The organism is Synechococcus sp. PCC 7336 (assembly GCF_000332275.1).
Taxonomy (GTDB): domain Bacteria; phylum Cyanobacteriota; class Cyanobacteriia; order Thermostichales; family PCC-7336; genus PCC-7336.
Map to the genome: position 1 here is coordinate 4533243 of NZ_CM001776.1, position 12331 is coordinate 4545573.

General features: G+C 53.6%; 11 protein-coding genes. 6 read left to right on the plus strand and 5 right to left on the minus strand.

All coding sequences use genetic code 11. The annotated features are described in order from the left end of the window. Positions 1 to 11 precede the first annotated feature (11 nt). Complete coding sequence (locus SYN7336_RS21455; protein WP_017328006.1) at positions 12 to 431, plus strand: DUF2288 family protein; 420 nt, start codon at positions 12 to 14, stop codon at positions 429 to 431. Positions 432 to 444: 13 nt separating this feature from the next. Here SYN7336_RS21455 and SYN7336_RS21460 read toward each other — a convergent pair whose 3' ends face one another. The 5 genes from SYN7336_RS21460 to SYN7336_RS29330 form a co-directional block, all read right to left on the minus strand. Further along, the gene (locus tag SYN7336_RS21460) at positions 445 to 2133 is read right to left on the minus strand and encodes an alpha/beta hydrolase (protein ID WP_017328007.1); all 1689 of its coding nucleotides are present in this window, start codon (positions 2131 to 2133) and stop codon (positions 445 to 447) included. Between the two features lie 268 nt (positions 2134 to 2401). Continuing rightward, positions 2402 to 3073 (minus strand): DUF3299 domain-containing protein, encoded by a 672-nt coding sequence (locus SYN7336_RS21465; RefSeq protein WP_017328008.1) that lies wholly within the window; start codon positions 3071 to 3073, stop codon positions 2402 to 2404. Between the two features lie 62 nt (positions 3074 to 3135). Continuing rightward, positions 3136 to 4398, minus strand: a complete 1263-nt coding sequence (locus tag SYN7336_RS21470) for an ABC transporter permease (protein ID WP_017328009.1) — start codon at positions 4396 to 4398, stop codon at positions 3136 to 3138. 27 nt (positions 4399 to 4425) lie between these two features. Beyond that, positions 4426 to 5175, minus strand: coding sequence for an ABC transporter ATP-binding protein (locus SYN7336_RS21475; protein WP_017328010.1), 750 nt, complete (start codon positions 5173 to 5175; stop codon positions 4426 to 4428). Positions 5176 to 5195: 20 nt separating this feature from the next. Next, the gene (locus SYN7336_RS29330) at positions 5196 to 5939 is read right to left on the minus strand and encodes a DUF2796 domain-containing protein (protein ID WP_071590833.1); all 744 of its coding nucleotides are present in this window, start codon (positions 5937 to 5939) and stop codon (positions 5196 to 5198) included. Between the two features lie 278 nt (positions 5940 to 6217). Between SYN7336_RS29330 and SYN7336_RS21490 the strand changes: the two genes are divergently transcribed. The 5 genes from SYN7336_RS21490 (at position 6218) to SYN7336_RS29335 (ending at position 12305) form a co-directional block, all read left to right on the plus strand. Further along, positions 6218 to 6961: a thioredoxin domain-containing protein gene (locus SYN7336_RS21490; protein WP_017328013.1), complete on the plus strand. Its 744-nt coding sequence runs from the start codon at positions 6218 to 6220 to the stop codon at positions 6959 to 6961. Between the two features lie 714 nt (positions 6962 to 7675). Beyond that, on the plus strand, positions 7676 to 9853 hold the full coding sequence (locus SYN7336_RS28395) for a GAF domain-containing sensor histidine kinase (protein WP_017328014.1): 2178 nt from the start codon (positions 7676 to 7678) through the stop codon (positions 9851 to 9853). Positions 9854 to 9929: 76 nt separating this feature from the next. Continuing rightward, entirely contained in the window at positions 9930 to 11537 is a 1608-nt protein-coding gene (locus SYN7336_RS21500; protein ID WP_017328015.1) for a peptide chain release factor 3, read from the plus strand. A 257-nt stretch (positions 11538 to 11794) separates the two neighbouring features. Further along, positions 11795 to 12049, plus strand: coding sequence for a type II toxin-antitoxin system Phd/YefM family antitoxin (locus SYN7336_RS21505; RefSeq protein ID WP_017328016.1), 255 nt, complete (start codon positions 11795 to 11797; stop codon positions 12047 to 12049). Then, on the plus strand, positions 12042 to 12305 hold the full coding sequence (locus SYN7336_RS29335) for a Txe/YoeB family addiction module toxin (protein WP_071590834.1): 264 nt from the start codon (positions 12042 to 12044) through the stop codon (positions 12303 to 12305). Before SYN7336_RS21505 ends, SYN7336_RS29335 begins: the two co-directional genes overlap by 8 nt. The last annotated feature ends 26 nt before the right edge of the window (positions 12306 to 12331 follow it).

Below are 12331 nucleotides of genomic sequence, written 5' to 3' on the forward strand. Positions count from 1 at the left end.
ACGCTGTTGCCATGCGCTCCAGCGCGGATGGTATGTTGAAAAATGAATCGTTCTGGCAGTCTGGCCCGATAAATAAGGCTTTGAGCGGGTTTGGGGCGATCGCAGTAATGGCGAATTTGAGGTCGGTTGTGAGTGACGTGCGTGCCCTGCTAGCAGAATCGATGGCTCCTGCGGAGTGGGGCTGGCTGCGATCGCATGCTTTGGCCGGTCGCATGGTGGTGGTCAGCCGCAGCTTAGATCTGCTCGATGTCGGAGAAGCGATCGCCACTGACAATACCGAGCAGGTGAAGAATTGGCTAGATGCTGGATTGGCGATGGTGGCAGACCAAGCCGAAATTGACAGGCGCGATCGCCAATCGGGCAAAGCAGAAACGATCGCGGCAATCGTGCAGCCGTTTGTGTTGGTGCCGGAATTGGAGGGCGATCGCTAGACCCGACGCTTGACTAAAACGATGGATTGAAATTGACCCCTTCTTCCGATAGCGGAGCGGCGATCGCTGTATCGACATCTGTCTTATCGAGGGATTGGGTTGCAGAGAACGTAAATGGCGCTGCTGCAATCGATCGCAGATAACTATTGCTCAAATAGGGTTGCCGCTCGGGGCGATCGGCCAAATGGATCTCGAAAAAGGCGGTGGCAAACGCTTGTATGACAGGGTGAGTCAAGCTGGGATCGGGGCCTAATATTTCGGCTGGTAGGTCAAAAGCGATGCCACTGGTGGCGGTGGTGTCCCCTAGAAAGGAAAAATGGGTGCCTTCTTCCACCAAAATCAGGTGTTTGTCGGTGCTGCCTGCCCAGACAAACGGATAGATCTGCTCGGGAATGGCTGGGGCAAAAAAGTCATTTTTAGAGGCAAAGATGGCGAGGGGGAGCTCCAGTTGACTCATGCCGAGGGGGCCGAACATGGAACTCGTAATTGGATTGAGGGCCAAGACCGCAGCAACGCGATCGTCTTTGAGTGTGTAGGTGTCGGCAGGAATTTCCAGCAGGCGGCACTGCAATAGAACGGAGAGGTTGAAAGGTAGCGATTGCAGCGAGGCATCGCACCGTCGTCTGGCAAATTCGAAGTCGAGGCTTGCTCCTCCCACAGCTAGGGCTGTGTAGCCCCCCAGCGATTGACCGATAACCCCAACGCGATCGACAGCAATCCGGTTGTACAACACTCCGTCCGAAGCCGTCAGGGATTCTAATTCGTCCAACACCACCGAAATGTCTTTGGGTCGCTCGATAAATACTTCGGAGGCAACTGGCTCTACGTCCCCTTGCAAAAACCGCTGCACGGTCACAGTACTGCTGGTGGGATGTTCGATCGCCGCCACGGCAAAGCCATGAGAGGCCAAGTGTTCGGCCAGATAGGCAAACGTGTCGCGGCTGGAGGCAAAACCGTGGGAGATGACTAAGAGGGGAGCGGGCTCGGGGAGGTCGCTAGGGACGTAGAGATCGACAAAGATCCCCTTGAGGCGCTGGCGATCGGGGTTGCTCAGGCGCAGGGTCCTGACACGCCAGGCATAAGGCCCTGCTTGGCTGAGATCGGGTAAGGGGGGTAGGTCGGTCGCGGCCAGCTCTCGCACCGCCTTCTGTCGCAGCTCGCGCCCAATCAGCTCGGCTTCAACAAACAGTTGCTTGGCATTGTCGATTGCCTTGAGGGCGACATTGAAGTCCAGCCGCACCTGCCGCAGCGGCCACTTTTCAATCACATTGAGGATAGATAGGCCGTCCTCCTCAAACGCAGCCAAGACTAAAGCAGCCCGCAACGCCTTAAATGTCGTGTCGCGATTGTTGGTTTTAAACAGCACGAGCAGCCGTTTGAGCAGTGCTTCGCCCAATTGCGATTTGACAAAACTCGACACCGTTATGGGGTCTATTTCGAAAGGCGTGACGAGTAATTCTCGAAATTCTTCCACCTGTCCGTCATTAAATTGTCTGGCATACCAGCGCAAGCCGTCAGGGATTTCGTCGGAGGTCACAAACACGGTCAGATCGTCCACATCGATCGATCGTTGGGCCCCCCCGAGATGGAGAGACACTTCTTCAGCTGCACGGGCGGCAGTTAGGGTGAATAGGCTGGCAGCGAGCGCCCCACTGAGGGAGCGGAGCAGACAAGAACGCAGTTGAGTACCCCAACTAGGCATGGAAAAACAAAATCTCATAGAACAAGACTTGGGCTATGAATGTGAGAAGACCCTGCAGGAGCACTCCCGCCGAGTCGCGCTGTAGCTTTCATTACTGTATCGCGTGACTTTAAAGCAGGAGTGAGAACAGCAAAAGGCAGTTACGAAAATTCGCCTGCTGCTGCACGCTCGAAGCATCTCGAAAATTGTTATTTATGCCAACATGCTCTCTGTAACGTTCTTTTTGGGTTTGTTGTTGTATTCAAGCGGGGTAGGCCGAGATTGATAGCTATTCGGTATAAGCTTCAATCAGGTTGGCCTCAAGGGCGTAACCGACATCAATACTTGCGGCTCCATCCACAAACGAAAGGTCTTGTTCCGTTTGCTGAGTGGTCAGCCTGCCAGAAACCCAAACCGGTTCGAACAAGCTATTGATTTCTATCCCTCGTTCCGATTGGACGTGGACGATCTGATTGGGAGGGGGGGGCGGTACGTGGATACAGGCTCCTACGTAGGGAACCAAGAGAAACTCAGTTACCCGATTATCGTCTGAATACTCTAGCGGCAGAGCATAACCGGGTATCTTGACATTCAGAGTATTGAGCTCTGCAACTACGCTCCTATCTGCAAGCCGCTGTCTCTCGTTAATCTCATCTTGTTTGGCGATCGCGCTGTCAATGTCGAAGCCCGAAGCCTCCAATGCGCTGACGGATTCCCGATATTGTGCTTCCAACGGTATCCGCTCGGCCTCACTCATTTCCGGGCCGACTTGCTGTCGCTGAATCATCCAATAAACGAGGCTAAAGTCGGCCACTTGCTCGGGAGTCAAGCCTCGGTAGGGATCTTCAAACTCAATCTGGGGGGCCAAGTCTTCCCAAGACAGTTCGCGGGCGTTCTCGCTGCGCGCGGGCAGCACCATCAAAGTGGCTAGTATGACTAAGGCTGCAGACAACTTTTTCATCAAGGGCCTCCGAGCGATCTCTCTAATGATGTTCTACAAGTCAGCTGATGCAAAAAACTTGTTCAGATCCGAACTGACATGCCATCCGCGAGAGAGTAACGATAACTGAGATAACCAGGAATTATCCCTATTAAGGTACCTGCTCCGCACACGATCGCAATCAGGATGAGCTCGTAACCTGTCAGCCCGCCGATCGCGACGAACAAACCGAATCTTGCTAGGATAACGGGTCGAGCCACCCATAACAAGCCGTAGAGTAGCGCTATCCCTGTCGCCACTCCTGCAACGGTTAAGACCCCCGCCTCCCCCACAATCAGCGCAAAAATATGCAGCGGGCGAGCTCCCACCGATCGCAAGATCGCCATCTCCCGACGACGCTCGTTGAGGCTGGTCAAGAGGGCGACGAGCATTCCAGACAGCCCCACAGCCGCGACAAATCCCGACACCACCGCCAGCGCTCGTTCGGCCACCCCGATCGCCTCCCACAGTTCTTGCAGAGTGACGCCAGGGAGGATAGCCAACAGCGGCTCGGCAGGATAGTTGTTGGCGAAGCGTTGAAATTCGAATGCCGCAATGCGGGAGTTCAGCCTCACCAGCACGGCAGTCACAGCTTGGGGAGAGAGGGCGAGCCTTGCTGCCACCTCGGGGGGAATGGCTTGACCCGGACGGGGCGGAGCACCATCCTGCCAGTCAATATGAATCGCTTCGAGCCCTTCCAGGCTGATGTGAACGGTTTGGTCTACCGGCGTGCCCGTCCGGTTTAAAATTCCCACCACGCGAAAGGGCTTGTCGTCATGTTCGAGCAAGCTAATTTGGCCGGCACCGTGGGCAATGACAATCGCATCGCCGAGAGCGTACCCTAGCTTTTCAGCCACTTCAGCTCCCAGCACAGCATCGTAGACTGCTTCAAACCTTTGACCTCGGGAGAAGGTCAAGCCGCGATCGCGAGCGAAGCGAAAGTGCTCGAAGTAATCGGTTGTGGTGCCCATCACGCGGTAACCCTGGTGCGAATCTCCCAAGGAGATGGGAATCGTCCATTTGACCGCCGGATGGGCTTCGATCTCCCGAGCTGTTTCCCAAGAGATATTGTGGGTGGCATAGCCAATGCGAAAGACGGAATAGAGCAGCAATTGCACTGCGCCAGTGCGAGCTCCGACAATTAAATCCGTTCCCGATAGGGTGTTGGTAAAGCTAGCCCGCGCTTCGGTGTGAATGCGTTCCACCCCCAATAGCATCGCGACGCTGAGGCCGATGGACAAAGTGGTTAACCCCGCTGTAACCTTGCGGTTCCACAGACTTTTGAGGGCCAAGCTGAAGATGGACATTGGCATCGCTCCTTCTGACAAATGGCCTTATGACAAATGACCGGCTCGGTTAATCTCGGCGAGATGAATGGTGCGATCGAACAGTCTGGCCAGCGTGCGATCGTGGCTCACGAAGACTAGGGTGCTTCGTTCCCGATCGCATTCTGCAAACAGGAGTCGAATGAAGGCTTCGCGGCGATCGCGATCGAGAGAAGATGTGGGCTCGTCAGCGACGATCAGTTCGGGGGCTCCCATCAGGGCTCTGGCCGCCGCCACCCGCTGTTGCTGGCCGACGCTGAGATAGCTAACCGGCTGCTTCAGCAACTCTGGTTTTGCCATGTCCAGATGCTCCAGCAAGCGAAGTGCTTCTGCCTTCAGATCGGCAGACTGATGCTGCGCCTGCTGTCGTCGCCGTCGAGAAAACCGACAGGGTAGCGTCACATTGTCCACCACAGATAGATAGGGAATGAGATTGAACATCTGGAAGATGAAGCCAATGCGATCGGCACGGAACTGGTCTCGATGGGGACCACTCATGCGGTCTATCCGCCGATCGAGCACTGCGACCGTCCCCTGCTGGGGGGTAATCACACCGGCCAACAGACTGAGGAGGGTACTCTTGCCACTGCCACTGGGGCCTTCAACGAAGATTGTCTTGCCTGACTCGATCCGCAAGCTTGGGATATCGAGGAGGGGCTTGGAGTTTTTACGCCAACTGTATTTCAAGTCAGTCAGTGCGATCGCGCCATTCTCCACAGCGCGATCGCTAGCCCGATCGTCCCGATTGTTGGGTGTCACAAGCACAGGCCCTCAATCCTTTACCAAGATAGTGTCGTATTCGTTGGTGTCAGCTCAGCCGCTATCTGCCCCGTTGCAGTCAGGGCCTGCACCTCTATTTCCTCTATGCCTGAGAATCGAGAGAAAAGCTCGACATCGATTTGTTGAAGTCTGTCCGGTCTTGCGCAGGTGAAGCGGTAGCTTGCCTCGAACTCACTGTGGATGGCGCGATCGTTAGAATGACCTCCATCAGTAGAATGACCTCCATCAGTAGAATGACCTCCATCAGTAGAATGACCTCCATCAATAGAATGACCTCCATCAATAGAATGACTTCCTTCAGCAGAATGACTTCCTTCAGCAGAATGACTTCCTTCAGCGTGGCGTGCTTCTTTCTGCTCGTGGGAGTCGCTATGTTCGCCCACGATATCGGTGTCAACATCGACATCGGACAGATTGCAGTTCGCCTCAGCAGGAAATTCAAACAGGTCGGCACCGTTCTCCAGCGCTTCTAATGCCTCGTGGATGGCTTCCTCCTGCGCTTCAGTATTGGGGCTGTGCTCGAAGCCGACAATGTTAACAGCGGGGCTCGAGAGTTCGATGTAGAGTGAGTCATCCTCAATGGCTACATTCATCTGAACGCTCCCGTGGACGTGGGCGTCATGCTGGCGAAAGGTACTCGCTTCTTCTGCAGGGCCGCTTGCGGCCGAGGGCAGGACTGACACACAGGCAACGGCCCCAAACACTAGGGCTGCACAGCGGCGGGACGAGCTGAAGAGTTTCATAGTCAAGAATGGCAAGGGGTAACAAGCGATTGAGTCAAGTCATGATAATGATACTCGTTCTCATTCTTGTAGACCAGGGACAGGCTATTGAAAGTCTTGCGTGACTTCAGCGTGAATGGCGTAAATTCCACGCGATTGGTGCTGAGGTTGAGCAAAGTCAGGAGTTAATGTTAGGTTTTTGCCGGACGCCGCCGATAGGCATGCATCCTGGAACTTCGTGCCTGCCGCTCAGTTGGGCAATATGAACTACAAAACCTCTGCGATCGGGAATTGAAACTATGGTGGCTAATCTGCGTCGTTGGTGTCTGCTTGTGGCAATCTGCAGCCTGTGCCTAGCCGGTTGCGGTCCTTCGCCCGAGCAGTTACAAAGCCAAGTAATCGAAATTATTCGCTCCAATCCTCAGGTCATTATTGAATCCGTCCAAACCTACCAAGCCGAACAGCAGGCCGCCGCTACCGTCGCACGGGAAGAACAACAAGCTAGAGCGCTGCAGCCGTTCGCCAACGATCCTGCCGGACAGATTGGCACATCGCCAACCCGAGGGGCAGAAGACTTGGCATACGTCCTCTACGAGTTTTCAGATTTTCAGTGCCCCTTCTGTGCGCGATCGCAAGCGACGGTCGAAGCATTTGTCAACGCCCACAGCAAGGTCGCGTTGGTCTTCAAACATTTCCCGCTCCAGCAAATTCACCCCGAAGCGCTCCCCGCAGCACAGGCAGCCTGGGCAGCCCACCAGCAAGGGAAATTTTGGCAATACCACGATGCTCTGTTTAGCCACCAAGATCGACTCGGTGAAGATTACTATCTCGAATTGGCGAGCACTCTGAGATTAGACCTCGACCGCTTCAATAGCGATCGCCCCAAGGCCAACGCCGCCATTCGGACAGACCTCGAGATGGCCCAACAGCTCGGACTGCAAGGAACTCCCTTCTTCACCCTCAACGGCATTCCTTTGAGCGGAGCGGTACCGCTAGAACAGTTTGAAGCTGCTTTAGCTGCAGCGATCGAGAGTGCAGCTTAGTCGGCTTGCCTGACTCCCCAGCCAATCATCGCGGCCTCGCAAACTTCTCAAACGCTTGAATCGCCAGTTCTCCACCTAGAGAGAAAAAGCTTATTCATTGACACTTAAATCACAGATAGAGGTATAATTTCAACGGAAAAAGTTTGCAAACAAGATGAATTATCAAGAATATAAAGATAAAAAGTCAATTTTTGGAGTTAGTTTTAATACCTAAAGTGAGATTCCGATCTCGAGAGTCGAGTTCTCGCTGTAAGGGTGGGTAACTTGTAGGAGTGAAAGTGGGGTTGGCTTAGGACAGTCTGGCGAGATTGCCCTAAATGGAGCTAATCCTTGCGTCCCCATTGAGTCGCGAGCCATCTAACTTTTATGAGACTTTAATAGATCTTAAGTTATTATTAAAAATAGATAATAGATAAAATTGATGACATTCATGTGCGGTTTAAGGCAGGTTTTGGATAAAGCGCATAAGGCATATTCCGAGCCGTTGAGACTGTCTGTGGGATATCGAGCGGGAGGAGAGAAATTGTGAAGCATTGCCCGCCTAAGTTGCGAAGATCCCATCTCTCTGCGAGTCGCTCGCGACATGCCCCCTGCTGGCAAGCCCGCAAGGCCCTAGCGCGAGTTTCAGTCAGTCAAGGTGTTATTCGTAGTTTTCAAGCGCTCTATCGCGACTTACCTGCATTCTGTGTAGCGATAGATACTCGATCCAGAATTGTGCAGATCGGGGCGCTGGCTGCGCAGGTGCTGGAGATTGAGCCAGAAGCAGCCATCGGGCGGTCTGCGATCGAGTGGATCGCGCCTGGAGATCGGGCTGAGTTCAAACAGGCCCTAATTGCATCCGCAGCCGAATTGTGGCAGGGGACATTGCAGACAATCTTTCGGCAGAAAGAATGGATGTCGATGCAGGCAGTCATCCGGGCGGCTCCCGAGCTGGGGACAGGCTTGTTATTGCTGTGCGCAACGGAAAGCGTGCCTCTAGGCCGAGACCGGCTCGGCACAAACGGCGATAAACCCCTGAGATCGCAGTCTGTTTTAGAACCTCGGCAACCCGTTGACGCGGCACAGTCGCAAGAGAATCCTCAGTGTTCTCTCAATCGCACCGCCCGTGCCCTGCACCATTCGCTGCACCTCAAAACCATCTTTGCCACCGCCACTAAATTACTCGCCTCAGATTTCAATCTTCCTCACTCATCTATTTGGCATTACAACCACAGCCACCATCACTGGCAGGTGGTAAGTCTCTACTCCGGCGGACGAGCACTCGAGGCTCCCCTGGCGTTAGAAATATCGGCCCCCGGCCTCGATTGGCGGCTAGTGGAAAAACGCCAACTGCTGGCAACTCTGACGGTAGAGGAAGCGCTGGCGGGCGAGGTGCCTGCGGAACTCGTTCGAAACCTGCCCGATCCCTGGCTGGCAATCCCGTTACAAGCACAAGGGCAGTTATGGGGGTGCGCGATCGTGGCTGCTTACAGCGATACCGATTTAGCTTCGGCAGCCCCTCTGATGGCGTTTGTCGAGCAATTGGAAACGGCGATCGAACAAGCCGAACAATACAAGCAGGCACAGCGACTCAACTTCGACCTAGAACGACAAATTCGGTCTCGGACCTTTCAATTGCAACAGGCATTGGAGTTAGAAGAGTTGCTCAAGTCGATCGCCGATAAAGTGAGAGACAGTCTGGATGAAGATCGAGTGTTGCAGACCGTTGTGGAGGAATTAAGCTTCGGTTTGGGGGTCGATTGTTGCGAAACTGCTCTCTATAGCGAAAGTCACACCGATTACACCATTCGTTACGAGCACACCACCACTTTTCCATCGTTGCGAGGCTACCGCGCCCGCATCAATCCGAACGATCGCATCCAACACCAGCTGATTGGCGGCAATCACCTGCAGTTTTGCCCCCTCGATGGCGAGTTTGTGCGGGCTGATGCCCAGCAATGTGCCGTTCTGGCCTGTCCAATTTTGGACGATCGCGGCGTCTTGGGAAATTTATGGCTGTATCGGCCTCGCGCTTGCTCCTTTGGAGACTTAGAAGTGCGAATTGTGCAGCAGATCGCCAACCAATGTGCGATCGCCATTCGTCAGGCCCGCCTCTATCAAGCGTCCCAGCGCCAGGTGCAGGAGTTAGAGCGCATCAATCAGCTCAAAGATGATTTTCTCGACACGGTTTCCCACGAACTGCGCACCCCGATTACCACGATGCGCATGGCGATCCAGATGTTGGAGTTGCGGCTCAAGCGGCAGCTCAACCTAGAGGAAGAGTTGCAAAAACCACTGGCCCAGCAGGATTCGACAGTCAGATATTTCCACATTCTCAAACAGGAATGCGATCGCGAAATCAAATTGATCGATGATTTACTCAAGCTGCAGCGGCTGGACGGGCGCGGATACACCCCCCAGCTCCAGACGATTCGTCTCGAGGCGTGGCTGCCCGAACGGGCCGCCACCTTCCGCGAGCGAGCTCGCGATCGCCAGCAAGATTTTCAGCTCGATCTGCCTTCCGCACTCCCGGCCTTTTCCACCGATCCCTCTAGTTTGGAACGCATTGTCACCGAACTGCTGCACAATGCCAATAAGTACACCCCTCCAGGCGGACAAATCGCCCTCTCCGCCAAAACCGAACCGGACCGCATTCAACTGGTTGTCACCAACACGGGCGTTGAGATTCCTGACTCTGCCTTGCCCCACGTCTTCGACAAGTTTTATCGGGTGCCTTCCATCGATCGCTGGAAGCAGGGGGGCACGGGTCTCGGATTGGCTCTCGTCAAACAATTGGTCGAGCAACTGAACGGTTCCATTTGCGCCTGCAGTGGCGACGATCGGACGACGTTTGTGGTGGAGTTGCCCCAATTAATGCCATCGCATTTGGCTGAGACTCCATTGGCACGTTAGGTTTTTAGGGAATAGATGTCACTCGATCTCAATTCCTCGCTCCTCAATTCCCTCACCCTCAATCCCCAGTCCTTGCATGAGCCAAATTTCTACGATCGCCAACGAAATCGAACGACGACGGACGTTTGCCATTATTTCTCACCCAGATGCGGGCAAGACCACGCTGACCGAAAAACTGTTGCTGTATGGCGGGGCCGTGAATCAAGCGGGAGCGGTGAAGGCTAAGCGGGCACAGCGGCATGCCACCTCCGATTGGATGAAGATGGAGCAGCAGCGGGGAATTTCGATTACCTCGACGGTGCTGCAATTTGCCTATCGGGACAAACAGCTCAACCTGTTAGATACCCCCGGTCACCAAGACTTTAGTGAAGACACCTACCGGACGCTATCAGCGGCTGATAATGCGGTCATGTTGCTGGACGGTGCGAAGGGATTGGAGGCCCAGACCCTCAAATTATTTGAGGTGTGCAAAATGCGTCAGTTGCCTATCTTCACCTTCATCAACAAAATGGATCGCCCCACGATGGAGCCGTTCGAGTTGATTGACGAGATCGAATCGACGCTAAAATTGACCCCCTATCCGATGAATTGGCCGATTGGATCGGGCGATCGGTTTAGCGGGGTTTACGATCGCCAGCGCCAAGAAGTTCATCTATTCGAGCGATCGGAGCGCGGCCAAAAGGCAACAGCGATAGAAGTGGCGGGTTTGGACGATCCCAAATTAGCCGAGCTGCTCGATCGGGACAGTTACGAGCAGGCGATCGAAGAGCTGGAAATTTTAGATGAAGTGGCGGCCGAATTGGATCGGGCGGCGGTTCGCGAGGGTCGCATGACGCCTGTATTTTTCGGCAGTGCCACGACCAGTTTTGGCCTGCAGTTATTTCTGGATGACTTCCTAGACCTCTCGCTGCATCCGATGCCGCGCCAGAGCACGGCGGGCACCGTCGAACCCGAGACTGAAGAGTTTTCGGGCTTTGTGTTCAAGCTGCAGGCAAATATGGACCCGCGACACCGCGATCGGATTGCCTTCATTCGCGTTTGTTCCGGTCGCTTCGATAAGGATATGACGGTTCGGCACGTCCGCACGGGTAAAGAGGTACGCCTGTCTCGCCCCCAGAAGTTATTTGCCCAGCAGCGGGAAACGGTGGAATCGGCTTTTCCCGGCGACATTGTGGGCTTGGTCAACCCCGGTACCTTCCAAATTGGCGATACGGTGTGTACGGGCCAACCGCTGCAATACGGAGGTATTCCCAGCTTTTCACCCGAGCTATTTAACTGGTTGCGCAACCCCAATCCTTCCAAGTTCAAGCAGTTTAACAAGGGGATCGACCAACTCAAAGAGGAGGGGGCGGTGCAAGTGATGTATTCGCTGGACGAAGCCAAGCGAGATCCGATTTTGGCAGCCGTAGGCCAGCTTCAGTTTGAAGTGGTGCAATATCGCCTGCAGAGCGAATACAACGTCGAAAGCCGTCTGGAACCCCTGATTTACACAGTTGCCCGTTGGATTGAGGGGGGTTGGGATGTGGCCGGTGACTTCACGGGGCTCTACGGGGCAGAGCTCGTGCGGGATAGCTGGGATCGGCCGGTGCTACTGTGCAAGAACATTTGGAGCTTGGAGCAAATTCGAGAAAAGTTTCCCGATGTCGCGCTATTGGAGATTGCGCCGGTCTTGTCGGTGGGTTAGAAATTGATGTCTGTTTTGTATCGCCAATCATATTAGTTATGGCATTTTCCAGTTCGAGCCAACCAACAGCTCCTGCCGATCTTCTAGCAGCGATCGCCAACCTGTCTTTAGAAAACGAAGCCTCCTCTCAGGACAAAACTACGACAACATTCTCTAGCCGAACTCCAAAGATTGCCCGTGGCTTTTGTGGATACTGGAGCCTGGAATCTCAGATGAGCTAAGATACACTTGTACAAGTAAGCGGTCAGGTTGTCGAGATGGAAATAGTTACCTTTAGTGAAGCTAGAAATAAATTGAAAACGGTTTTAGATAGGGTAATCGATGATGCTGACTATACCATCATCGCCAGACGAGATGCTGATGATGCAGTAGTGATGTCACTCGAGTACTTCAATAGTTTGCTTGAAACGGTTCATTTATTACAGTCTCCGGCTAATGCTGCTCACTTAGAACGTTCAATTGCCCAATACAAACGGGGACAGGTAACCGAGAAAGACTTATTAGATGAGTAATCGGAAACTAGCCTGGACTGATGAAGCTTGGAACGACTATATCTATTGGCAAAGTCAGGACAAAAAGACTCTTAAAAGAATTAATAAACTTATCAAAGCAACTAAAAGTCTTCCCTTTGAAGGGATTGGCAAGCCTGAACCTTTGAAAGAAAACCTGTCGGGTTTTTGGTCGCGTCGTATTGATGATACCAATCGTCTTGTCTATGCCTTAGATGACAATTATCTAACAATTATTTCTTGTCGATATCATTACTAGGAGACGTGTATATCTTCGCATTTGCT